General features: G+C 56.1%; 22 protein-coding genes and 4 pseudogenes. 12 read left to right on the top strand and 14 right to left on the bottom strand.

All coding sequences use genetic code 11. The annotated features are described in order from the left end of the window. Positions 1 to 28 precede the first annotated feature (28 nt). The 4 genes from QYH43_RS21165 to QYH43_RS21150 form a co-directional block, all read right to left on the bottom strand. Positions 29 to 217, bottom strand: a complete 189-nt coding sequence (locus QYH43_RS21165) for a ribbon-helix-helix protein, CopG family (RefSeq protein ID WP_095056214.1) — start codon at positions 215 to 217, stop codon at positions 29 to 31. 86 nt (positions 218 to 303) lie between these two features. Then, positions 304 to 477 carry a hypothetical protein gene (locus QYH43_RS21160; protein ID WP_301157993.1) on the bottom strand — a complete coding sequence of 58 codons (174 nt, stop codon included), beginning with the start codon at positions 475 to 477 and terminating at the stop codon, positions 304 to 306. Between the two features lie 182 nt (positions 478 to 659). Further along, positions 660 to 1,298 carry a LysE family translocator gene (locus QYH43_RS21155; RefSeq protein ID WP_301157992.1) on the bottom strand — a complete coding sequence of 213 codons (639 nt, stop codon included), beginning with the start codon at positions 1,296 to 1,298 and terminating at the stop codon, positions 660 to 662. 102 nt (positions 1,299 to 1,400) lie between these two features. Continuing rightward, the gene (locus tag QYH43_RS21150) at positions 1,401 to 2,018 is read right to left on the bottom strand and encodes a helix-turn-helix domain-containing protein (RefSeq protein ID WP_095056212.1); all 618 of its coding nucleotides are present in this window, start codon (positions 2,016 to 2,018) and stop codon (positions 1,401 to 1,403) included. Between the two features lie 45 nt (positions 2,019 to 2,063). Between QYH43_RS21150 and QYH43_RS21145 the strand changes: the two genes are divergently transcribed. The 3 genes from QYH43_RS21145 to QYH43_RS21135 all read left to right on the top strand — a co-directional run bounded on the left by QYH43_RS21145 (position 2,064) and on the right by QYH43_RS21135 (position 4,420). Then, the gene (locus tag QYH43_RS21145) at positions 2,064 to 2,759 is read left to right on the top strand and encodes a B3/4 domain-containing protein (RefSeq protein ID WP_218425373.1); all 696 of its coding nucleotides are present in this window, start codon (positions 2,064 to 2,066) and stop codon (positions 2,757 to 2,759) included. 22 nt (positions 2,760 to 2,781) lie between these two features. Then, positions 2,782 to 3,675 (top strand): dihydrodipicolinate synthase family protein, encoded by an 894-nt coding sequence (locus tag QYH43_RS21140; protein WP_301157991.1) that lies wholly within the window; start codon positions 2,782 to 2,784, stop codon positions 3,673 to 3,675. A gap of 97 nt (positions 3,676 to 3,772) precedes the next feature. Beyond that, entirely contained in the window at positions 3,773 to 4,420 is a 648-nt protein-coding gene (locus tag QYH43_RS21135; protein ID WP_218425371.1) for an FMN-binding negative transcriptional regulator, read from the top strand. 900 nt (positions 4,421 to 5,320) lie between these two features. Here the strand turns inward: QYH43_RS21135 and QYH43_RS21130 are convergent. The 3 genes and pseudogenes from QYH43_RS21130 to QYH43_RS21120 all read right to left on the bottom strand — a co-directional run. Beyond that, positions 5,321 to 5,419 (bottom strand): annotated as a pseudogene (locus QYH43_RS21130) (hydroxymethylglutaryl-CoA lyase); the annotation flags it as partial. A 24-nt stretch (positions 5,420 to 5,443) separates the two neighbouring features. Beyond that, positions 5,444 to 6,007, bottom strand: coding sequence for a hypothetical protein (locus QYH43_RS21125; protein WP_301157990.1), 564 nt, complete (start codon positions 6,005 to 6,007; stop codon positions 5,444 to 5,446). Positions 6,008 to 6,537: 530 nt separating this feature from the next. After that, positions 6,538 to 6,765: an AbrB/MazE/SpoVT family DNA-binding domain-containing protein gene (locus QYH43_RS21120; RefSeq protein ID WP_301157989.1), complete on the bottom strand. Its 228-nt coding sequence runs from the start codon at positions 6,763 to 6,765 to the stop codon at positions 6,538 to 6,540. Positions 6,766 to 7,361: 596 nt separating this feature from the next. On the opposite strand from QYH43_RS21120, the pseudogene QYH43_RS21115 reads away from it, so the two are divergent. Next, positions 7,362 to 7,906: pseudogene (locus tag QYH43_RS21115) on the top strand (transposase); the annotation flags it as partial. A gap of 523 nt (positions 7,907 to 8,429) precedes the next feature. On the opposite strand, the gene QYH43_RS21110 reads toward QYH43_RS21115, so the two are convergent. From QYH43_RS21110 to QYH43_RS21095, 4 genes and pseudogenes are all read right to left on the bottom strand, one after another. Continuing rightward, positions 8,430 to 8,927 (bottom strand): hypothetical protein, encoded by a 498-nt coding sequence (locus QYH43_RS21110; protein WP_301157988.1) that lies wholly within the window; start codon positions 8,925 to 8,927, stop codon positions 8,430 to 8,432. 528 nt (positions 8,928 to 9,455) lie between these two features. Then, positions 9,456 to 9,653, bottom strand: a complete 198-nt coding sequence (locus QYH43_RS21105) for a hypothetical protein (protein ID WP_007944291.1) — start codon at positions 9,651 to 9,653, stop codon at positions 9,456 to 9,458. A gap of 363 nt (positions 9,654 to 10,016) precedes the next feature. Continuing rightward, positions 10,017 to 10,595 carry a plasmid pRiA4b ORF-3 family protein gene (locus QYH43_RS21100; protein ID WP_095056205.1) on the bottom strand — a complete coding sequence of 193 codons (579 nt, stop codon included), beginning with the start codon at positions 10,593 to 10,595 and terminating at the stop codon, positions 10,017 to 10,019. A 3-nt stretch (positions 10,596 to 10,598) separates the two neighbouring features. Further along, a pseudogene (locus tag QYH43_RS21095) lies at positions 10,599 to 10,988 on the bottom strand (transposase); the annotation flags it as partial. A gap of 94 nt (positions 10,989 to 11,082) precedes the next feature. Between QYH43_RS21095 and QYH43_RS21090 the strand changes: the two are divergent. After that, positions 11,083 to 12,270 (top strand): annotated as a pseudogene (locus QYH43_RS21090) (cation:proton antiporter); the annotation flags it as partial. 3 nt (positions 12,271 to 12,273) lie between these two features. Here QYH43_RS21090 and dapC read toward each other — a convergent pair. The 3 genes from dapC to map form a co-directional block, all read right to left on the bottom strand. Then, on the bottom strand, positions 12,274 to 13,476 hold the full coding sequence (gene dapC / locus QYH43_RS21085) for a succinyldiaminopimelate transaminase (RefSeq protein ID WP_095058924.1): 1,203 nt from the start codon (positions 13,474 to 13,476) through the stop codon (positions 12,274 to 12,276). Between the two features lie 170 nt (positions 13,477 to 13,646). After that, positions 13,647 to 16,349: a [protein-PII] uridylyltransferase gene (locus tag QYH43_RS21080; protein ID WP_095058923.1), complete on the bottom strand. Its 2,703-nt coding sequence runs from the start codon at positions 16,347 to 16,349 to the stop codon at positions 13,647 to 13,649. A gap of 41 nt (positions 16,350 to 16,390) precedes the next feature. Further along, entirely contained in the window at positions 16,391 to 17,173 is a 783-nt protein-coding gene (gene map / locus QYH43_RS21075; protein ID WP_095058922.1) for a type I methionyl aminopeptidase, read from the bottom strand. Positions 17,174 to 17,544: 371 nt separating this feature from the next. On the opposite strand from map, the gene rpsB reads away from it, so the two are divergent. The 7 genes from rpsB to ispC all read left to right on the top strand — a co-directional run bounded on the left by rpsB (position 17,545) and on the right by ispC (position 23,603). After that, on the top strand, positions 17,545 to 18,282 hold the full coding sequence (rpsB, locus tag QYH43_RS21070; RefSeq protein WP_301157987.1) for a 30S ribosomal protein S2: 738 nt from the start codon (positions 17,545 to 17,547) through the stop codon (positions 18,280 to 18,282). Positions 18,283 to 18,471: 189 nt separating this feature from the next. Further along, on the top strand, positions 18,472 to 19,335 hold the full coding sequence (gene tsf / locus QYH43_RS21065) for a translation elongation factor Ts (RefSeq protein WP_095058921.1): 864 nt from the start codon (positions 18,472 to 18,474) through the stop codon (positions 19,333 to 19,335). A gap of 208 nt (positions 19,336 to 19,543) precedes the next feature. Next, entirely contained in the window at positions 19,544 to 20,287 is a 744-nt protein-coding gene (pyrH, locus tag QYH43_RS21060) for a UMP kinase (protein WP_003172271.1), read from the top strand. Then, positions 20,284 to 20,841, top strand: a complete 558-nt coding sequence (gene frr, locus QYH43_RS21055) for a ribosome recycling factor (protein ID WP_053159597.1) — start codon at positions 20,284 to 20,286, stop codon at positions 20,839 to 20,841. The genes pyrH and frr overlap by 4 nt, the downstream gene beginning before the upstream one ends. 13 nt (positions 20,842 to 20,854) lie before the next feature. After that, entirely contained in the window at positions 20,855 to 21,610 is a 756-nt protein-coding gene (gene uppS / locus QYH43_RS21050) for a polyprenyl diphosphate synthase (protein ID WP_095058920.1), read from the top strand. Next, positions 21,610 to 22,416, top strand: coding sequence for a phosphatidate cytidylyltransferase (locus QYH43_RS21045; protein WP_095152012.1), 807 nt, complete (start codon positions 21,610 to 21,612; stop codon positions 22,414 to 22,416). Before uppS ends, QYH43_RS21045 begins: the two co-directional genes overlap by 1 nt. Next, positions 22,413 to 23,603: a 1-deoxy-D-xylulose-5-phosphate reductoisomerase gene (gene ispC, locus QYH43_RS21040; RefSeq protein ID WP_095152013.1), complete on the top strand. Its 1,191-nt coding sequence runs from the start codon at positions 22,413 to 22,415 to the stop codon at positions 23,601 to 23,603. Before QYH43_RS21045 ends, ispC begins: the two co-directional genes overlap by 4 nt. Positions 23,604 to 23,635 lie beyond the last annotated feature (32 nt).

Genomic DNA, 23,635 nt, shown 5'->3' with positions numbered 1-23,635 from the left:
CCTCTAGAGAACAACTGCCAGTGTTGGGTTATGACTTGGTACTGGCGGCATGCTTGCTCTTGGTCGAATAGCTGGCGCCGTGAGTATCCAGGTAGTCACGAATTAACTGGCGGACTACCTGCGAAGACGTCAGGTCTTGTGCTGCACAGAGTTCCTCGAAAGCTTTTTTCTTGATGGGGTCAATGAGCACGGTGAGGCGCGCAGTCTTGCTTTCCATGGGGTATTTAATCGCTCAAGTCGCTGGATGTTAATCAAATTGTAATTGCCTTGTTCTGTGCTGTCACTGCACAGGCGGATTGCCGCTCAGCACCCGTTGTTCTTGCTGATTGTGTCCAAAGCACCACGATCGTTGCCGGCGACCTCCGCTGATCCGCGCTGCTCGACCCAGAGTGTCAGCTCCATGATCGCGGCTTCGAGGGCGAGCTGGTTTTGATTGATCTTGAAGAGTAGGGAAGGGAGTAGGTCTGTGTTCGACATTGTGATTCCTCCGTGGAGTAGGTCAGCGTAGCAGGAGGGTGTTATTTCCGTTCAAGCTGCCTGGCGTCTGCGGTCACCGCTTCCATCGAAACCAGTTCTGCAGCGGTGGTTCACTACGTCATCCCATTTCCGACAGCTAGCTTTGCCATAAGCTGTCCGGCGGCGTGGAGCCGTACGGATTTTCAGGGGCGGGCAAGCAGTAGCTTGAATCCAGCGGCTCCAAAGACAGTCGCGAGTGTACCCTCGATCCAGCGGCGAGCCTTCCGGTACCCCCGTACCATGGGGGCGGTAGAGAAGACGATGGCGTAACCACAGAAGATCGTGATGCTGAGCATGGTGCACCCCGAAAGAATGACAGCGACTGTCACGGGAGATGCCTCAGGCCCCAGGCCGAGGGTCATCGTAGCCACCCATCCCAGCAATGCTTTTGGGTTTGTGATATGCATCAGAAGGCCCCGCTGATAGAGCTTGAAGCCCGTAACGCTAGGGACAGCCGCCACCTGCTGCGCAAGACGCTCGTCGGTAGTCAGTGCGGATCGACCTGCTTTTATGGCCAGGAAGAGGAGGTAGATGCCTCCTGCCACTTTGAGGACGACAAGTGCCTGCGCATACTGCGTTAGCACGGCAGAGACGCCGGTGGCCGCCAATATTCCCCAGAAGAACGAGCCACTTATAACACCTGCCGCGAGCGACAACGCCGACCGCCGGCCTTGGTTCATGGCAACGCCCATGATCCGCATATTGCTAGGGCCAGGACTTGCCGCTCCGATGATGTACGCGGTAAAGACAATCAGCAGGTTGTGGACATCGATCACGTTCATGTTCTCCCTTATAAATCTGCGCGAGGTTGCAAACCCCAGAAGCCATGCGATAGCGCAGGATGTGGGCCGGGCGCTACTGAACCTCCTGCAAACCACTGAGTGTTAGAGTTCCCGTGTGGGACGGTGTAGCTCCGTTACCGACATGGTGAACACCAGTTTGGACTTCCCATTATTCGAATAGCTATGGGGTACATCTGTCTTGGCTACTGCTGCGCTGCCCTTTGTAATGATCAGTTCGGTTTCGCCTACCTCAAGATGAAGCGTCCCTGACTCCACATGGAATAGCTCAGTTGTGCCCTGAGGGTGTCCTGAGGAGGCAAACGTTTCACCGGGATACAGCTCCCATCGCCAAAGCTCCAGCATGTTTGGGCCGCTGGTTCCTGCAAGGAGGCGGGCGGATCCCCCGGATGGCCCTGTCCAGAGTGTAGGAATGTCTTGGCTCTTGATCAGGTGAGCCGATGGAGTGTCGGCCACATTCACCACGTCCGCTACTGACAGCCCAAGTGCAGCCGCGATTTTGCACAGGATGGCTATGCTCGGATTGGCGGTGCATTTCTCTATTTCAACCACCATCCCCTTGCTCACGCCGGAACGGCGAGATAGTTCGTCCAACGTAATTTTTTGCTTCTGCCGCTCTTGTTTGAGCCTGCGGGAAACAGCCTCACTGACCGTCTGAACGTCGGCACCTGGGTCGGTCGATATATTGACTTTATTGGTCATTGTTAGCTAGCATGATTTTCAATTTATGGACTTGGGGATTCTCTGATGCTGTCCGTACTGCCGTCAATCAGCGAAGACGTAGGCAATCTGGCTCCCGGCTTCAGAGCGTTGAGCATTGTGGTTGAAGCTGCGCCAATAACCAATCCTGACATCGCCTCAAAGGCGCTGGCGCAGGCATGTAAATCAGTCCAATCGGGCGATGTAGGCTGGGCAGAAGCTCACCTCATAGCTTGGGCAGACGTCTTCCGTAAATTCGGCGCTAAGCCGCAACGTACTCCATGCTCCGCCGAGGCCCTGCGCAAGCGCGTATTGCGCGACGGTAGCCTAGCCAGCATTGATCCCATAGTGGATCTCTACAACGCCATCAGTATCGAATATGCAATCCCTGTTGGAGGGGAGAATGTAGAGGCCTATGTGGGCTCTCCGCGTCTAGTAGCTGCTGACGGTACTGAAGTGTTCGACACCATGAAAGAAGGCGTACCGGCACAGGAATTTGCCGACCCTGGCGAAATCGTTTGGCGGGATGATCAGGGCATCACTTGTCGTCGGTGGAATTGGCGTCAGGGTGTTCGTACTAGACTCAATGCTGACGCAAGGCACATGTGGTTCATCCTGGAAAGCCTGCCGGCGATGCCGCTAGAGGCCCTGACAGAAGCTGGAGATAAGCTGATAGAGGGACTGGAGCTGATGATGCCCGGCGCCCGAATTGAGAGCACTCTGATCGAGGCTAAGGCCTCTTAAATCCCGGACAGAGAGATGAATAATGTTCGACGGACTTAGCGCATTCCCTTTAACCCCGATGAATGAATCAGGGGTAGACGAGCAAGCCTTCGCCCGTCTCGTAGAAAACCTCGTAGCAGCAGGTGTGTCTTCGATAGGCGCCCTAGGGTCGACAGGCAGTTATGCATACCTGTCCCGAACAGAACGTCAGCGTGTTGCTCAACTAGCAGTCGAGACTGCGGGCGATATCCCCGTCATGGTGAGCATTGGGGCCTTGCGAACGCGCGACGTGCTATTGCTGGCGGAGGATGCGCAGAAGTCAGGCGTAAAAGCATTATTGCTTCCGCCGGTTTCCTATCAAAAGCTGACGGACGACGACGTTTACTCGCTATATGAGGCCGTCAGCTCCAACATCTCTGTTCCTTTGTGCGTGTACGACAATCCAGGTACGACTCACTTTGAGTTCAACGACGAACTTCATGGACGAATCGCCCACCTACCAAATGTCCGTTCTATAAAGATCCCTGGTGTCCCTCACGCTCCCGAGGAGGCTAAGGCTCGGGTTGACCGTTTTCGAGCAGTCATTCCAAGCCACGTGACCATTGGCGTGAGTGGGGATGCATTCGCCGCTACAGGCCTGAATGCAGGATGTGAGGTCTGGTATTCCGTCATAGCTGGCCTTTTCCCCATCACTGCAAAAGCTATCACTGACGCTGCCCTTGCTGGGGATGCCGCAGAAGCAACCCGCCTTTCTGAGCGGCTCCAACCTTTATGGTCGTTGTTCGGTGAATTCGGTGGCAGCTACCGCGTCATCGCGACGGCGGCTGAGCTCCGTCAGTTCACTACCATGCCAAGCCTCCCACTACCCTTGAGAACTATAAGTGGAGAAGGGCGGCAGAAAATTGCCAAGGTAATTGAGGAGCTTGGGTTGAGCTAAAAAATTGGCCTGTTGAGTCCCTCTGAGGGGAGGCCGACTCGGTAGGGTCGACGACCTCTTAGCGGTAGTGAAAATTTCGGCACTAGGAGCAACGTCAATGTACATCCCTCCCCAGTTTGAAGAGTCTCGCATCGAAGTGCTGCAAGAAGTGGTCATGCGAAATCCATTTGGGTCGCTCGTCACTTACTCTGCCGACGGGATTGACGCAAATCATCTCCCCTTTGTACTCGAGCTTCGCAGCGGAACTCTCGGGATGCTGTATGCGCATGTAGCGCGCAATAATCCTCTGTGGCATGAAATCCCACAGGGCAGTGAAGTGTTGGTGATATTCCGAGCCCAGGATGCATACGTATCGCCGCAATGGTACCCCAGCAAACATGATTTCCATCAACAAGTCCCCACGTGGAACTATCGGGTCGTGCACGCGTTTGGTCGAGTTGCGTTTCGCGATGATGCTCGGTATGTGCGTGGTGTCGTCGCAAAGTTGACCCAGGCGAACGAAGCTTCTCAGCCCACACCTTGGAAGATGACCGATAGTTCCGAAGAATACATAAGTGCGATGCTTAAACAGATCGTCGGCGTTGAGATCGAGGTCACTCGGCTCGTGGGGAAATTTAAACTCGGCCAGGACGAGGAAGTTCGTGATATTCGCGGGGCAGGCGAAGCTCTAATTCAGCGAGATGGTAGGTGTATTGGGATGGCGATGCTTGAGTGCGCTAATGATAAGGATGCTGAGGGGATTTAGGGTCGCGAATGTGGCAAATGTTGCTAACCGGTTGAGCTAGAACCGGTTGCTGATCGTCTCGAAACAGCTTCATGGGTGGCAAGGTTTCGAAACTCCAGTATCCGTTACTTCCTAAATTCGGTGATGCGTTTGCCCGATCACTCGGGTGCCATCAGCACGGTGGTGTCCACAGCACCGCGAACATGACCAGCAGCCTCCGCTGAACTGCGCCGCCCGACCCACAGCGTCAGTTCCATGATCGCGGCTTCGAGGGCAAGCTGGTGCTGTTTGATCTTGAAGGGCAGGGAGCAGGCTCGCTCTCACATTAGGGATAGGGGGTGGAATACAGGGTTAGTCTGTGGAAAACACAAATGCCAGACAGCACTAAGGGGAGCCGAGGCTCCCCTTTAATTTTGTCGTTGCGCGTGCTCTTTTTTTGTTATTGAGGGGCGGTCTGTTTTTGTTTTTGGAAACCGTGACCCTTTACCGCTGTTTTTGTCGATCCCCATCCGGGATCAAGAGCAAACGTATTTTTTTGAGCGCTGATCTACTTTTTCGCTGAGCGAGTCAACCAGTTCGGGAGCTACCTGAGGGTAGTTTTATTGTTCTCTGCCCGGTTGCGGGTTACTCCGAAAAGCACCCTGAAAAGCACATCTTCTCCAAAAAAATCTGTTCGCTGCGTCTCTGCCGTGTTGTTTTTGTTATCTCAGAGTCGTTACGTCTTGTTTTTATTAGGTTTTCCGCTTTTTTTGTTCTTGTTATGCAGTAGAGATAGCAGGCTCCGTGCCAACTTTTTAAAATCTTTTAAAATCAATGGTTTGAAAATTGTTTTGGTTTTGCAGTCGGCCACAGCCTGACAACTTGTTTCCGTGTTACTCGCTTTTGCCCACGTTTTCGGCGATGCGGTAACACCCGCAGATTTCACTGTGCGCTGCGAGCCTTGGCCACGCGCGAACCGGTCGGACGCCCCAGTACCGTAGAAATCTGCTGACCCGCCAGAATCAATGCGTCCATTGATACTGACTTCACCGGCACGACATAGAACTAGCGTGATGTCTCGACTTTCAACACTTCGATTTGGATTGCGTCCACTGTCTGTCCGACCTGAAGGTTCATCATATGGGCCTGAATTTTAGGGTTGTTAACAGTAACGACTACCTCTTTCCCATCTGGACGCAGCAAGGTCACCTCGTTTTTTTTCATATCGATATCTGTGATCTTCGAAGTCACCTTGAGCGCGGAAAACACCTCACCACCCGGAAGGCTGTCAGGTGGGGCGCGGTTGATCCAAGAATCATTGCTAACACTCGGAGCACCGTCAACGCTGGTGTTGAGTACGTAATCGACAGATCGAGTGACGCGGATGTCGACTTTATCGCCAACTTTCAGGTTGCGCATGGCCTTGGCCTGGTCGGTGAGTGGAATGGACACCGGGCGTTTATCAAGGCCTTCAATGGTGACTCGGTAGTTGGCCGGATCGACGGCCAGTACCTGCGTTTCGTAGTGATCATTCGAAGCATCGCTGCTCAACGGTACTTCGTCCGCACGGGCTGAAAAGCTGACGGAGGTCACGAGTGAAGCAAGGGCTAGAGCGCGAAGTGATTTCATAGGCATGCTTCCCATAGGATGGCTGACTGAGCAGCCCGGAGCCCGCTACCCGTGTGCCAAAGCATAGTCACCGATTACAGTTTTGCCCTCAGAAAGACCATCCTTTGCCGCAACTCCGGTCTTCATTCGCCGTGATCTCTATTGGATGTTTGGTGATGTACAGAGGGTTTAACACCGTAGAAAGCTACCGCCTCGTCGCATTGGTAGCTGTCTTTGACGAAGCCCTTTCCCTGTTCGAAAATGATGCCGCCACTGCTACGGAATGTATGATCACGCCCGTTCGAGGCCTTGGTTCGAAGCGTCCTCTGGATATGATGGAAACGAAGGCAGTCTTCGATCTAATTGGCCGACTGGAGAGGGGAGTTCTCGTGTGAGATTCGATAGGCGACTTGTTGGGCTGCGCAACTAAAGATACTTTGGCTATCGATCCTTCGGGCTTAAGCCCGGCTCGACCCTAAGTCTTCTTACATGCCCTATGCGAGTTCCACGGCCTGCCATGACTGATTGAAGTAAGCGCATTTCGCGCTGCCTCATTTTTCCTCGGCGTTGCCCTGGCGTCCGCTATCCCAGGCTCCAGTGAGCTCGTCTATTCGATCGGCTATTTGAGGCGTCTTTGATAGGACAAGGCAGCGCGTGTTGCCGATAAATTCTTCTATCAGGTACACCGCGTCGCCGACATCCAGTTCGAGCTCCTGCAATGCCTCATCGGGAATTGGAATCGCACCGTCACCATCCCATTCTTCGATGATGATTTTCATAGGTGGCTTTCTCACGTACGCGCTCCATTGCTTTGTACCGGCAAGCCGCTCCGGCCCGTAGATTCTCAGTGGCAAGTTTTCCAGGCGGCAGTGGGTACTCCCTGTTGTCGTCAGGGATTCGCAGCGTCCGCTGAAACACTCGTTGAGGTATTGATGAAAGACTTCCTCGCAGCATACGCCGCACGATCGCTCTTGCTGCAGCCAACCGGTTTAGTTGCGCAGAACGAGATGGCCGGACGCATCCGCTAGCTTTAACTGGGAGTGATTGGAATGCGGCCCAATATGTGCCTTAGGTCTCCCCAGGGATTAGTACTTTTTTTGGCCTTAGGACATCCAGCATGATGCTGGAAAGGTGTTTCGGCATGCCGAATAATCTGGATAGTCTTGCACCCGTTACAAACCACAAAGTCTCCCGATAATGTCCAAACACTCGTCCAGTCGAGAAGACTTCCGCTGGGAGTGTTGTATTTACGCAAATTCATTCTAAACATTATTTTCAAGCCTCGGCAGTTAGCTGTAACCATAGGCCCGTGAACGAGCCCCATGAAAGACAGGACACCGTTTCCCCCTTTACGATAAGGGATAGGCAAACGGTTATGTTTATGACTAACAGCAACGATAAGAGTGGGGAGCTTTTGGGCCAGGAGCGGCGGCGCCGCTGGAGCCCGGAGCAAAAGCTGGCTATGGTTCGCGAGAGCCTTGAGCCAGGACAAAGTGTGTCGGTCGTCGCTCGGCGCAACGGCAACAATGCCAACCAGTTGTTCCTGTGGCGCAAGCTCTATCAGGACGGCAGCCTGTCGGCGGTCAGTGCTGGTGAAGCCGTGGTGCCGGCCTCGGAGCTGAGCGATGCACTCAAGCATATCCGTGAACTGCAACGGATGCTGGGCAAGAAGACGATGGAAGCAGAAATCCTCAAAGAGGCCGTGGAGATCGCCCGGTCGCGAAAATGGATTGCGCACTCACCCTTGTTGCCGGGGGACGACCAGTGAAGCTGGTCAGCGAATGTCTCGGTGTGGCGCGCTCGCAATTAACGGTTCGAATCAAACAATTGGTATCGCCCAAGACACGGCGACGCAGGCTTATGAACGACGCTGAGTTAGTGGCCGAAATCCAGCAACAGGTCAGCGAACTGCCCAGCTACCGTACCTGCTCAGTAGGTACTGCGCGGTGCAGAATCACGCACTGCCAACTGCCTCGGATGCTCAGCATTTAATGTCGTACAAACAGCCTCCGCGTCTGTCCTGACTTTGAACACGCCATGCTTGCTGGCTGCCCCTCCCTCGACAAGATCAACAACCCTGTATCGCTTGCTGCCATCCACCAGTGTGGTGGTTTCAATTACTCTGAATCTTGCGTGCATGGGTGCTTTCTGTGCTGACATTGGTGACCTACAAGTACCGGCAAAAGGAAACGATTTCAACAATGGGACGGGCTTAAGCTGAGACAATTTATGACGGTGCACAGTGCTGTTGACGCGGACGCAGTGCTGAAGTAAGACTGACCCACCTCTAAATCTGCAGAAATCTCGCGTAGATAATTCGTTCCGGACGAACTGACTGGGTCAGTGACATCTTGGCAACTGGATCAGTTCGGCGTCGGCGCCAACAGACAGGATACCGTTTCCCCTTACGATAAGGGATAGGTAAACGGTTAAGGGGATACTATCAGGCGTTTCCAAATAGTTGGCTGTATAACTCATGTATGGTTTTCAATTCAATGAAGCTGCCTTTGTTCAATATGCGAATATTCGGCCTTTCTGATTTTAAACCGGCAGCATCACCTTTTGTGTGTTTGGCGGTTTTTAGATCCTCTAGACTGGCTAGTGGCTGGCCAGGGCTAGTGCCAAAAAAATAATATGGCCCAAGCTCAAGTGTTTCATTATTGAAGTAAACTAAAACTACGCAGCCAGACGGTTTTTTTGCCAGCGAAATATGGATTTTATGTGTTGCCGTCTTCGATCCAATAAAGGTGGCTTTTAGTTGAATGTGTCGAATAATGCCATTTGCTTCGGCAATGATATCGTAGCCAGATCTGTCGACCTCAGGTTTAGATATTTCAAGACTGAAATCTTTGGTTTTCCATGAGAATTTCAACAACTCACCGATGAGCAAATGCTCGATTAGCTTTTCACGGTATGAAGAGTGCAACGAGTGTTCAGTCATGTTTGGTTACCTGCGACCGAATTGGGCCTAATGGTTAAGCTAAGTGGTCGGCTTCTGTGGCTCCAGAGAACGGAGAGAGAGCCAATACACTAGGTCGGAAAACTCGACTGCCACGCCCCACCTCTGGACAAAAGGCGAAAAGGAGAAGCCTGTGGTAGGTGGCAACCAGTCAGCGAGATCTCAGTGGGATCAAAGTAGCGACACGTTTTTGGTCTTCGCAAAACGTGTAGCGTAATAGGTCGTAAGCGCCCGGCGGACACGCCTTGCGTAGCTACCTCTATTCTGTCGAAAACTAAGGTTAGGTCGCGTGTTTTTCCAGATCAGGTAATACCAAATGGGTAATTGCACTGACTTGACGACCCATTTGCATCGGAATTGTCCAGCATGTTCCGTAACCATGACCGGCAGAAAAAGGCCCAGAGTGTGTAAAAACGCAGGTACCGTTTTGAAGTCTGCGCTGCTACGTAAAATCTGGCAGTTCCTATGAAACCAAGGTCGATTCCTCGTCCAACAGAGCGATATCAATACTCAATCGTCCCCGCGCGCACCGAAGTGCAGGGCTAAGGCCATGTAATCTGGATGGAAAGCGTCCCGATCGAGCGTGAACAGCGCTTTGCGCTGCAGAAGTCTCTCGATCTCGTTGAATGAACCGTCATGTGGGGCATTGATGAGCCGCATGCCTATCCGCACAGCTTCAAGATTGGCAGTGAGTTGTTCTACACGCATCTGTTTATTCTCCTTCAGGACTGAAGACCATACGGCCGGCATTGCGCTGATCGGGCGCACCGCCGAGTGGGGCTTGCTCCGCAGAACCGTGAAAAGGAGTCTATAGACGGGGGGATTGCCAATGTTTCATTTGGCGACAGCGCTTTTTCATTTCGTGACAATCCATGACCATTGATCCGGGATTGCGCATTGCATGGCTTGACTCTTTTTTTGCGTGATCATCATGCCCTCTTCGGACATACCGATTTGTCGTTGGGGCAGGGGTTTGAAATTGCACAATCCTGAGCGTCAGTTCTCCGCCGATTATGTTGACTACCGAAACGTGTGTTTATCGTAAGCGTCCGAGCTACACCGCCTTGCGGCTCAAACTTTAATCCGTTTAAACCACTGGTTCACGCGCTCGCACTCAAATGCCGCTGGATCAAAAACATCTCCATGCCATTCAACCATCGCGTCATGCTCTGGATGATCGGGGTTGGCCATCGCCTCTAGAAAGTCCTCGTAACCAGGCCCGCCACCCACGTCTTCCGGGGGACACGCATTGGCGCCGTCTATGCAATACGGAACCTGAGGACAGGCAATAGCGGGGAGTGTTTTTTCGACCTTGATACGGTGATGCCAACTGTCACCAAAGTCATAGAGATAATTGAATGTCCGCTTTCCGCTAAGTGCCTTGATCAGCGTTTTACGGGCTTCCGGGTTTACCGTCGGGCCCCAACCTTCAGGGTCGGGCATGCCGTAATTCTCACCGGCAATTTCAAACTCATGCAGATGGCTATCACCCCAACCCATCACGACCTGGATGACATGGTGCAGTTTGCCCAAGGTAATGTTTTCAGGCACCGCGAACCGACGCCAGATCGTCGGAGTGATCCACTTCAGCTCAATGTGCAGCAGCAACAGATCGGTGGCGGGTTTGGGTAAACGGACAGTTTTAACCATGGATCAGGCGGCCTCGCAGTGTTCAGTGTGGTTCAAGGAAATGTTCCAGGGCAGCAACTCGCTCACCCGATTGATCGGGTGCTCGGCAATGTGCTCAAGCACGTAGGTCAGATACGCCTGTGGGTTCAATCCGTTTAGCTTGGCAGTACCCACCAGGCTGTAAATCGCAGCCGCTCGTTCTCCGCCGGCATCGGAACCGGCGAACAGGTAATTTTTGCGGCCCAATGCGACGGCGCGCAACGCGCGCTCGGCGGCATTGTTGTCGATTTCGATACGGCCATCATTGCTGTAGCGCGTCAGCGCCTGCCACCGATTGAGGGCATAGAGGATCGCACCGCCCAATGTCGATTTTTTCGACAATTGCGTCAGCGTCTGGTTGAGCCATACGTGTAGTGTTGTCTTTTCGTTGGGAAGGCTTGGTTCCCGAATCTGTCCATCCATCTGTGCATATGGCGAGTTGTTCATTTGTGCCCACATATAGTGAGTAGCGCTGATGAACGACGCCTCAGGCCTGGTGACATTCAAGTTTGCGCTGGTAGCGGCTGTCACCGGTGTGTTCTCCCTGGCCAATGCCAGCCTCACGTTCGTGCTGGTCGCCGTCGGAGGGTTGGCTGTCGGCGTGGCCTTGAGCTGGCTGGTCGGCCGTCTGCGGGCGTGGATGATCAATCGCGGTTGGGATGATCCGGCCACCCATGTCGTCTTCATGTTGTTGCTGCCGTTTGCGGCGTATGTACTGGCCGAACGGCTTGGGGCATCGGGCATTCTGTCGGCGGTGGCGGCGGGGATGATGCAAAGCTGGCTCGACCTGCTGCCGCGTCAGACCAGCACCCGACTGCTTAATCGTAGCGTCTGGTCGTTGCTGGAATTTGCTTTCAACGGTCTGATTTTTCTGCTGTTGGGCTTGCAGTTGCCGGACATCATCAAGGCCGTGGCCAGTCATGAAACGTCGCTATGGCCGACGCTGTTGTATCGCTGTTTTGATGTTGTGGCCATCTTCCTGGTGCTGCTGCTATTGCGGTTCGTTTGGGTGCAGAGCACCTGGCGGTTGTCGGTTTTCCTGCGCCGCTTGCGTGGCAAGGGCGAAATGACGCAAGTACCGACCGCGCGGTCCTGCTGGTTGCTGACCGTGGGCGGCGTTCGCGGAGCGGTGACGCTGGCGGGTGTGATGTCGGTGCCGCTGCTGATGGGCGGGGTAGTATTTCCGGAGCGCGACCTGCTGATCTTTATCGCCGCCGGCGTGATCCTGTTGTCGCTGATCGCCGCCTGTATCGCCTTGCCGCTGTTGCTGCGCGGTATCGATATCAGCCCGGACAACAAGCGTCGCCACGAAGTGCGCGAGGCGTGGCGCAAGACCGCCGAAGCGGCTATTCATGCACTGGAAGTTGAAGAGGCCAGCGCCCAGGATGCGGCCGAGGCAGCATTGGCCGCCGAACTGAAGGCGCGGATCATGTCCGAATATCGCCATCAGCTGGAGGTGTTCAACGATTCCGCAGAGGCCCAGGCGTTGGCGTTTCAGATGGACTTGCTGGAGCGACGTTTGCGGTTGAAGGCGTTGAAGGCACAGCGGCTGGAGTTGTACAGCCTCAGCCGTCATCACCAGATTGGTGATGACGTGTTGCGAGAGGTGTTGGCGGAGCTGGATCTGAGTGAAGCCAAGCTGGGCCAGGTAAAATAGGCCTCAGCCCTGGCGGCGCTGGATGAACGAACGGATGCGCTCGGCAGCCTCAACACACTCCGCCAACGGCGCAACCAGCGCCATGCGAATGCGGCCGGCGCCTGGATTAACACCATCAACATCCCGCGACAGATAAGAGCCCGGCACCACCGTCACATGCTCTTGCTCGAACAGATCGCGGCAGAACGCAGCGTCGTCCCCGGCTACGTTCGGCCACAGGTAGAAGCTGCCATCGGGGCGCTGTACGTCCAGCACCGGGCTGAGGATTTCCAGCACGGCATCAAACTTCTCGCGATACAGCGCACGGTTGGCGCGTACATGCACTTCGTCGTTCCACGCGGCAACGCTGGCCAGTTGAGTCTGAACCGGCATCGCGCAGCCGTGGTAGGTGCGGTAAAGCAGGAAGCCTTTGAGGATGTCGGCATCGCCCGCGACAAAACCTGAACGCAAGCCTGGCAGGTTGGAACGCTTGGACAGACTGTGGAACACCACGCAACGCTTGAAGTCCTTGCGGCCCAGTTCGACACAGGCGCTGAGCAGGCCCGGCGGTGGGGTTTGTTCGTCGAAATACAATTCGCTGTAGCACTCATCGGCGGCAATCACGAAGTCGTATTCGTCGGCCAGGGCGATCAGCTTTTTCAGGGTGTCGACCGGGATCAAGGCGCCGGTCGGGTTGCCTGGTGAACACAGGAAAAGAATTTGGCAGCGCTTCCAGATGTCCGGTGAAACGGCATCGAAATCCGGGTTGAAACCGTTTTCGTCCAGGCATGGCAGGTAATGCGGCTTGGCCCCGGCCAGAAACGCCGCACCTTCGTAGATCTGATAGAACGGGTTCGGGCTGACCACCAACGCGTCGTCGCCACGGTTGACCACGGTCTGGGTGAAGGCGAACAGCGCCTCGCGGGTGCCGTTGACCGGTAGCACATTACGCGCCGGGTCGATCCAGCCGTTCGGCACGCCGAAACGACGCTCGCACCAAGCCGCAATAGATTCACGCAGCTCCGGGATGCCGAGGGTGGTCGGGTACACCGCCATTTTTTCCAGATTGCTGGCCAGGGCTTCGGCGACGAAGCTCGGGGAGCGGTGTTTCGGCTCGCCGATGGACAGCGCAATCGGGCGCTTGTCCGGGCTCGGCGTCACGCTGCCGAGCAGGGCGCGGAGTTTCTCGAAAGGGTAGGGCTGGAGCTGGGACAGAGCGTTGTTCATCGATGTATCTCGTTCGGTGTAGGAGCGGGCAAGCCCTGGTTCCTGTAGGAGCTGGCTTGCCAGCGATGGGCGTCAACGAAAACGCTTGCTTACCGGGTAAACGTGGCGCTTTTGATTCCTTCGCTGGCAAGCCAGCTCCTACAAAGGGCAGGTTCGCCCCCCGGATTGATTCAGATGCTGATGCGCGACAGTTTGATATTGGGTTCGTGGTTGACGCTCAGCTGCTCGACGATCGCATCCTGCAAACGACTGCACAGCAATGGATCGGACAGCGGCTGGTTATGCGCGTCGGTGATGAAGAACACGTCTTCCACCCGTTCGCCGAGGGTGGCGATCTTGGCGTTCTGCAGCGACAGGTCGAACTCCAGGAAGATCGTGCCAATGCGCGCCAACAACCCCGGGCGGTCGGGAGCAGTAAGTTCGAGGACCGTCACCGGGCGCTGGGCGTCGTTGTGGATCGTCACTTGGGGTGCAAAGGCGAAATGCTTGAGCTGACGCGGAACCCGGCGCTGGATGATCGTCGGGTAGTCATCCGGGTTGCGCAGGGCTTCAGTCAGGCCCTCGCGGATCTGTTTGACCCGCGCCGGGTTGTCGCCAATCGAGTCGCCGTCGGTGTCGAGCACGATGTAGGTGTCGAGTGTGAACTGGCTGCTGGACGTGATGACCCGGGCGTCGTGAATGTTCAGGTTGAGCTGATCCATCGCGGCCACGGTCACGGCGAAAAAGTCGTGCTGGTCCGGTGCGTAAATGAAAATCTGTGTGCCACCCTCGAACTCGCGCTGGGTGGTTTCCTTAATCAGCACCAGTGGCCCGCCGTCGGTCGGCTGCTGGAGGATCGCATCCGTGTGCCAGGCGACGTCACCGGCGGTGTGGCGCAAGAAATAATCATCGCCCAGCTGCGCCCACAACTGCTCGACATCGTCCGGATCGGTACCGCCGCGCACCAGGATGTCCAGGGCGGCGCTCTGGGTCTGACGGATCTGCTCTTCGCGGTCCACAGGGTTTTCCAGGCCGCGACGCAATGCACGCTTGGTCTCGGTGTAGAGCTGGCGCAACAGGCTGGCGCGCCAGGAATTCCACAGCGTCGGGTTGGTGGCGTTGATATCGGAGACAGTCAGCACGTACAGGTAATCGAGATGGACTTCATCGCCGACAATCTGCGCGAAATCGTGAATCACCTGCGGGTCGGACAAGTCCTTGCGCTGGGCGGTGGTCGACATCATCAGGTGGTTTTGCACCAGCCACACGATCAGGCGGCTATCCCAGGCGGGTAGCTGATGACGCTGGCAAAAGGCCTCGGCGTCCACTGCGCCGATGTCCGAGTGGTCACCGTGCCGTCCCTTGCCGATGTCGTGGTACAGGCCGGCCATGTAAATCAGCTCGGGCTTGGGCAGCTTGCCCATGGTTTTGCTGGCCAGCGGGAATTTTTCCGACACCTGGGTGTACTGCAACTTACGCAGGTGTTTGATCAGGTTCAGGGTGTGGGCATCGACCGTATAGATATGAAACAGGTCGTGTTGCATCTGCCCGACAATAAAGCCGAACTCCGGCAGATAACGCCCGAGGATGCCGTAACGGTTCATTCGACGCAGGTTGCGGTGGATGCCGAACTTGCATTTGAACAGTTCGATGAACAGGCTGGTGTTGCGTATGTCATTGCGGAAGTCGTCATCGATCAGGTGACGGTTCTCGCGCAGCAAGCGAATGGTGTCGGCGCGCACGCCTTTGATTTCCGGCTGCTGGGCCATCAGCACGAAAATTTCGAGCATGGCGAATGGCGTGCGGCGGAACACGTTGTCGTTGCGCGCCTCGATATAACCGTCATGCAGCTGGAACCGTGCGTTGATCGGCTGTGGCGGCGCTTCGTCTTCCGGCGCGAGGATGACTTCCTCGAAGTGCTGGATGATCAGGTCGCTGAGCTGGGCAATGCTCATCACCACCCGGTAATACTGCTGCATGAAGTTTTCGATGGCTTGCTTGGCGTCATCGCCAACAAAACCCAGCAGCCCGGCGATGGTGCGCTGGTGATCGAACAGCAGGCGGTCTTCGGAGCGCCCGGCGAGCATGTGCAGGGCGTAACGAACCTTCCACAGAAACTCCTGTGAGGACGCCAGCAAAGCGTTTTCGCTCTCGACCAGAAAGCCTTCGCCAGCCAGTGCGCGCAGGTTCAAGGTGCCGTATTCGCGACGGGCCACCCACAAAATCGTCTGGATATCCCGCAGTCCGCCGGGCGAGCCTTTGACGTTGGGTTCCAGGTTGTACTCGGTGTCGTTGTATTTGTGGTGGCGGGCCTTCTGCTCGGCGCGTTTGGCCAGAAAAAAGTCCTTGCTTGGCCACATGTGGCCGGTGTTGGTGACATCCAGCATGCGCTGGCGCAAGCGTTCGGGGCCGGCGATGGTGCGGCTTTCCATCAGGTTGGTGACGACTGTCAGGTCGGCACGGGCCTCGACGGCGCATTCATCGACCGAGCGAACGCTCTGGCCGACTTCCAGACCAATGTCCCACAACAGCGTCAGAAAACGCTCGATGGAATCGCGGAAAACTTCGTGGTCGGCGCTGTCCAGCAGGATCAGCAAATCGATGTCGGAATAAGGGTGCAATTCACCGCGACCGTAGCCGCCGACCGCGACCAGCGCAATGTCGGCGTCCTCGCTCCAGTTGAACTGATCCCAGGCCTTTTGCAGGATGTTATCGACGAACCAGGCGCGATCCTCGATCAGCCGACGAATATCCCGGCCGCTGCGAAAGCGTGCGTCGAGCACTTCGCGGGCCTGGCGGATCGCCTTCTTGAAGGCAGCGATGGGGCTTGCCTTCAGAGCCAGTTCAGCCTGGAACTGGCCGCGGTCGAAGAGTTCGGGATCCACCTGCGGCATCGATTGGCTTTCCTTTCTATAGGCTGTAGTCGGTGTCGGGATCAGGCCGAAACGCGGGGGATGGTGTCATCGCTGCGCAGGGTGAAGATCTCGTAGCCGGTTTCGGTGACCAGCAGGGTGTGTTCCCATTGGGCCGACAGCTTGCGGTCCTTGGTGATCGCGGTCCAGCCGTCGCCCAGCACTTTGGTGTCGGCGCGGCCCTGGTTGATCATCGGTTCGATGGTGAAGGTCATGCCCGCTTTCAGCTCCATACCGGTGCCGGCACGACCGTAATGCAGGATTTGCGGCTCTTCGTGGAACACCTTGCCAATGCCATGGCCGCAGAATTCGCGAACCACCGAGAAACCGTTCTTTTCAGCGTGCTTCTGAATGATTTCGCCGATGTCACCCAGGCGGCAGCCGGGTTTGACGATTTCAATCGCCTTGTACATGCATTCCTGGGTCACTTGGGACAGGCGCTCGGCCCAGACCGGCACGCTGCCGACGTGGAACATGCGGCTGGTATCGCCGTGGTAGCCATCCTTGATGACCGTGACGTCGATGTTCAGGGTGTCGCCATCCTTCAACGGCTTGTCGTTCGGGATGCCGTGGCAGACCACATGGTTGATCGACGTGCAGATCGACTTTGGGTAGCCCTTGTAGTTGAGCGGGGCAGGGATGGCCTTCTGCTCGTTGACGATGTAGTCATGGCAGATCTGGTTCAACTGATCAGTGGTTATGCCGGGCTTGACGTATTCAGCAATCATTTCCAGCACATCGGCGGCCAGTTTGCCGGCGACACGCATTTTTGCGATGTCCTCGGGGGTTTTGAGGTTGACGGTCATACAGGCTCTCTCTGCGCTCAATGGCGCTTTTTAAACGGAAAGGGCGTTGCGCGATCGAACTTCGCAGCCCTGAAAAATGCGATTCTACCAGACGATCAGCGCAAATCTGCGCCTGAGTGCATCGCTTCTCTCTATAGAATGGTGCATTCTTGGCTGATTCCAAGGGACTGCGCAAAGCGCCTGCCGGGATTTCAGAATCCGGGTTCCGTTTTCCCCTGTCTTATGATATAAAATGCGCCGCTTTCCGGGGATGCCCCGAAAAGCCTAAATCCACACACGTGTCGACACGATGACCTGGGTGCCTTCAGCTGAAGCTGCTGGTTGGTCATTGGGATACGTGGAGGCCAAACCCGACTTATTAAGGAACTATCATGTCCCAAGTCAACATGCGCGATATGCTGAAGGCCGGTGTGCACTTCGGTCACCAGACCCGTTACTGGAACCCGAAAATGGGTAAATACATTTTCGGCGCGCGTAACAAGATCCACATCATCAACCTTGAAAAAACCCTGCCAATGTTCAACGAAGCTTTGACTTTCGTAGAGCGTCTGGCCCAGGGCAAAAACAAGATTCTGTTCGTCGGCACCAAGCGTTCCGCTGGCAAGATCGTTGCTGAAGAAGCAGCACGTTGCGGTTCGCCGTACGTCGATCACCGCTGGTTGGGCGGCATGCTGACCAACTTCAAAACCATCCGTGCTTCCATCAAGCGTCTGCGTGACCTTGAAGTACAAGCCGAAGACGGTACTTTCGCCAAGCTGACCAAGAAAGAAGCGCTGATGCGCTCCCGTGACCTGGAAAAGCTGGATCGTTCCCTGGGTGGTATCAAGGACATGGGCGGTCTGCCAGACGCTCTGTTCGTTATCGACGTTGATCACGAGCGCATCGCGATCACCGAAGCCAACAAGCTGGGCATCCCGGTTATCGGCATAGTCGATACCAACAGCAGCCCGGAAGGCGTTGACTACATCATCCCAGGCAACGATGACGCAATCCGCGCTATCCAGCTGTACATGGGTTCGATGGCTGACGCTGTTATCCGTGGTCGCAACAATGTTTCCGGCGGCACTGTAGAGTTCGCAGCTGAAGAAACTCAGGCTGCAGCTGAGTAATTGACGCCTTGGCGTTGACTCAGTAAGCAAAAAGGGGGCTTGGCCCCCTTTTTGCCACCTCGAAAACCATTTGTCGGCGCCCACTGTTCTATTTGTAACGTGTGGCAGCTAACAAGGGTGGTTCGGGAAGAATTGAACGCCCGTTCGATCGGGTGGAATGGTTGAAAACCTATCCAAGAGGATTTTGAAATGGCAGAGATTACTGCAGCGTTGGTCAAAGAACTGCGCGAGCGTACCGGCGAAGGCATGATGGATTGCAAAAAGGCCTTGACCAAGGCCGGCGGCGACATCGAGAAAGCCATTGATGACATGCGTGCTTCGGGCGCCATCAAGGCTGCCAAGAAGGCGGGCAACGTTGCCGCTGAAGGCGCTATCGCCATCAAGGCTGACGACAAGGTAGCCGTGCTGCTGGAAGTCAACTCGCAGACCGACTTCCTGGCCCTGCAAGACGACTTCAAAAACTTCGTTGCTGCCAGCGTAGAAAAAGCTTTCGACGAAAAACTGACCGACGCAGCTCCGCTGATCGCCGCTCAGGAATCGGCTCGTGAAGCCCTGGTGGCCAAAGTTGGCGAAAACGTCAACATTCGTCGCCTGGTACGCGTAGAGGGCGACGTTGTCGGCACCTACCTGCACGGTAACAAGATCGGTGTTGCTGTTGTTCTCAAGGGCGGCGATGTTCAGCTGGCCAAAGAGATCGCCATGCACGTGGCTGCAAGCAACCCTGAGTTCCTGCTGCCATCGCAGGTTTCGCCAGAAGCCATCGAGCGTGAGAAAGCCGTTTTCCTGTCGCTGAACGAAGACAAGATGAAAGGCAAGCCAGCTGAAATCGTCGAGAAGATGATCGCTGGCCGTATCACCAAGTTCCTGGCTGAAGCCAGCCTGGTTGAGCAAGCTTTCGTCATGAACCCGGAAATCACCGTGGGTGCATTGGCCAAGAAAGCCGGCGCTGAAATCGTATCCTTCACCTACTTCAAAGTAGGCGAAGGCATCGAGAAACCAGTTGATAACTTCGCTGAAGAAGTTGCTGCTCAACTGGCTGCTGCCAAGCAATAAGACGGTTTTTTAACTGTCGCCCTGAAGAGGCTGCCCGCTCACGCGCGCAGCCTCTTTTCAGATGGGGACCAGTTTTTTATTGGTTTCCGTTGGGAACTGGCTTACAAAGCCATGTTCCGATGGCGCTGACGCAGCGCCAGTTAGAGTGAACGCCAGCTGTAAACAGCTCGCAAAGAATTTTTAAAATACGCCGCAGGAGAGATTCGCAATGGCTCAGCAGGGCAGTGGTTATCAGGCTCGCTATAAACGCATTCTACTCAAGCTTAGCGGCGAGGCCCTGATGGGCTCGGAAGAGTTCGGGATCGACCCGAAAGTTCTGGATCGCATGGCACTGGAAGTTGGCCAGTTGGTCGGTATCGGCGTTCAGGTCGGTCTGGTCATCGGCGGCGGCAACCTGTTCCGTGGTGCAGCGCTGAGCGCAGCAGGCATGGATCGGGTGACAGGCGACCACATGGGCATGCTGGCCACTGTGATGAACGCCCTGGCCATGCGCGACGCGCTGGAACGTGCCAATATCTCGGCCATCGTGATGTCGGCCATTTCCATGGTGGGTGTGACCGATCACTATGATCGTCGCAAAGCCATGCGTCACCTGAACGCCAAGGAAGTCGTGATTTTCGCGGCGGGTACCGGTAATCCGTTCTTCACCACGGATTCGGCAGCTTGCCTGCGTGCAATCGAAATCGATGCCGATGTCGTGCTCAAGGCGACCAAGGTCGATGGCGTTTACACCGCGGACCCATTCAAAGACCCGCATGCCGAGAAGTTCGATCATCTGACCTACGATGAAGTGCTGGATCGCAAGCTGGGCGTGATGGATCTGACGGCCATTTGTCTGTGCCGCGACCACAAGATGCCGCTGCGCGTATTTAACATGAACAAGCCCGGCGCCCTGCTGAACATCGTGCATGGCGGCGCTGAAGGGACCCTGATCGAGGAAGGCCAACAATGATCAACGAAATCAAGAAAGACGCTCAAGAGCGCATGCAGAAATCCGTCGAATCGCTGGCGCACAACTTCGGCCGTATTCGTACCGGCCAGGCGCACCCAAGCATTCTGGAAGGTGTGATGGTGCCGTACTACGGCTCCGACACCCCGATCAAGCAAGTGGCCAACATCACCGTTAAGGACGCCCGTACCCTGCAAGTGGTTGCCTTTGAACGCAACATGCTGGGTGCCGTCGACAAGGCCATCGGTAGCGCAGGTTTGAACCTGAACCCGACCAACCTTGGCGAACTGCTGCTGATCTCCATGCCGGCCCTGACCGAAGAAACCCGCAAGGGCTTCACCAAGCAGGCCCGTGATGTTGCTGAAGACGCTCGTGTTGCCGTGCGCAACATCCGTCGCGATGCGAACAGCCAGCTCAAGGATCTGGTCAAGGAAAAGGCCATCAGTGAAGACGAAGAGCGTCGCGCTACGGGCGAAATCGACGATCTGACCAAGAAATTCGTGGCAAAAATCGACGCGGATTTGGCGCAGAAAGAAAAAGACCTGATGGCCGTATAAGGGTCGAGCTTTCATGGAAAAGACCAAGAAGACTGCGCCGGCATCAGTGCCGCGTCATGTCGCGATCATCATGGATGGTAATAATCGCTGGGCAAAAAAACGCTTTATGCCAGGCGTTGCCGGGCATAAGGCGGGCGTGGACGCGGTTCGCGCGGTCATTGAGGTGTGTGCTGAGTCCGGGGTCGAAGTATTGACCCTGTTCGCGTTTTCCAGTGAGAACTGGCAGCGCCCGGCCGATGAAGTCAGTGCATTGATGGATTTGTTCTTCAAGGCGTTGCGTCGTGAGGCCAAGCGCCTCAACGACAACAACATCAGTTTACGCATCATTGGTGATCGTTCGCGCTTCCATCCCGAGCTTCAGGCAGCCATGCGTGAGGCCGAGACCATGACGGCCGGTGCCAATCGTTTCGTTCTGCAGATCGCCGCCAACTACGGCGGTCAGTGGGATATCGCGCAAGCCGCGCAGCGACTGGCTCGAGAAGTTCAGGCTGGGCACCTGCGTCCGGAAGACATCACGCCGGAGTTGCTGCAGACCTGCCTGGCAACCGGCGACCTGCCGTTGCCGGATCTGTGCATCCGCACCGGTGGCGAGCACCGCATCAGCAACTTCCTGCTGTGGCAGCTGGCCTACGCCGAGTTGTACTTTTCCGACCTGTTCTGGCCGGACTTCAAACACGATGCCATGCGTAACGCGCTGGCCGATTTCGCATCCCGCCAGCGTCGCTTCGGTAAAACGAGCGAGCAGGTCGAGGCTGGAGCCCGGGTTTAATGCTTAAACAACGAATCATCACCGCGCTGATCCTGCTGCCGATTGCCCTCTGCGGGTTTTTCCTGCTGGAGGGGTCCGGTTTTGCGCTGTTTATCGGTCTGGTCGTGACCCTTGGTGCCTGGGAATGGGCTCGTTTGGCAGGCTTTACCGCTCAGCCGATTCGGGTCGCGTACGCTGTGGTTGTCGCGGCAATACTGTTTGTCATGCATATCTTGCCGGGCCTGGCACCTTGGGTGTTGGGCGCGTCGGTGCTCTGGTGGGGTGTGGCGACGTATCTGGTGCTGACGTACCCCCGCAGCAGCGAGCACTGGGCCAGTGCAGCGTGCAAGCTGGTCATCGGGCTGCTGATTTTACTGCCGGCCTGGCAAGGGCTGGTGCAGATCAAGCAGGAACCGTTGGGTAACTGGTTGATCATGGCGGTGATGGTACTGGTCTGGGGCGCCGATATCGGTGCGTACTTTTCCGGCCGGGCCTTCGGTAAGCGCAAGCTGGCCCCGCAAGTCAGTCCCGGCAAAAGCTGGGAAGGGGTGTATGGCGGCTTGTTGTTGAGCCTGGTCATCACTGCAATCGTCGGTGTTTCACGTGACTGGAGTTTCGCAGAGCTGCTGATGGGGCTGGTCGGCGCGGCCGTCATCGTGTTTGTTTCGGTGGTGGGCGACCTCACGGAAAGCATGTTCAAGCGCCAGTCCGGGATCAAGGACAGCAGTAACCTGCTGCCGGGTCACGGTGGTGTGCTGGATCGGATCGATAGCCTGACAGCAGCCATTCCGGTGTTTGCCGTGCTGCTGTGGATGGCGGCGCCATGAGTTGCCCACAGCAGATTACCGTTTTGGGGGCTACGGGTTCGATTGGCCTGAGCACCCTCGACGTTATTGCGCGGCATCCAGCGCGTTATCAAGTGTTTGCCCTGAGTGGGTTCACTCGTTTGAGTGAACTGCTTGCGCTTTGTGTGCGTCACTCGCCACGGTTTGCCGTGGTGCCCGAGGCCGGTGCTGCTCGGCGCTTGCAGGATGATCTGCTTGCTGCGGGCCTTTCGACCCGTGTGCTGGTCGGCGAGGAAGGGCTGTGTCAGGTGGCTTCCGATCCTGAAGTCGATGCAGTCATGGCGGCTATTGTCGGTGCGGCGGGGTTGCGCCCGACCCTGGCGGCGGTCGAGGCTGGCAAGAAAATTCTTCTGGCCAACAAAGAAGCGCTGGTCATGTCCGGCGCTTTGTTCATGCAGGCCGTACGCAAAAGTGGATCGGTGTTGCTGCCGATCGACAGTGAGCACAACGCGATTTTCCAGTGCATGCCGCTGGATTTTTCTCGTGGTCTAAGCAATGTGGGCGTGCGTCGTATTTTGCTGACAGCCTCCGGTGGTCCGTTCCGACAGACACCCCTGGCCGAGTTGGCGCATGTTTCCCCTGAGCAGGCGTGTGCGCACCCGAACTGGTCCATGGGTCGCAAGATTTCCGTGGATTCGGCCAGCATGATGAACAAGGGCCTTGAGTTGATCGAAGCCTGCTGGTTGTTCGATGCCAAGCCGTCGCAGGTAGAAGTGGTGATTCATCCGCAGAGCGTGATTCACTCGCTGGTCGACTATATCGACGGTTCGGTATTGGCGCAGTTGGGCAATCCGGACATGCGTACACCCATTGCCAACGCGCTGGCCTGGCCCGAACGAATTGATTCGGGGGTTGCGCCGCTGGACCTGTTTGCCATTGCGCGCCTGGATTTCCAGACGCCCGACGAAGAGCGCTTCCCGTGCCTGCGATTGGCGCGACAAGCGGCTGAAGCCGGTAATAGTGCTCCCGCCATGCTCAATGCAGCGAATGAAGTGGCGGTGACAGCATTTCTCGATGGACGGGTTCGTTACCCGGAAATCGCGAGTATTATCGAGGAAGTATTGAATCTGGAAGCCGTAGTCGCGGTCGACGATCTTGAGGCGGTGTTCATCGCCGACGCGAGGGCGCGACAGTTGGCCGGGCAATGGCTGAGCCGTCACGGGCGGTAAATGCCCGTATGCATTGGGCGAGGCAGCAGCGG

The organism is Pseudomonas sp. C32, assembly GCF_030417915.1.
Lineage (GTDB): Bacteria > Pseudomonadota > Gammaproteobacteria > Pseudomonadales > Pseudomonadaceae > Aquipseudomonas.
This window is presented reverse-complemented; position numbering and strand designations above follow the sequence as displayed.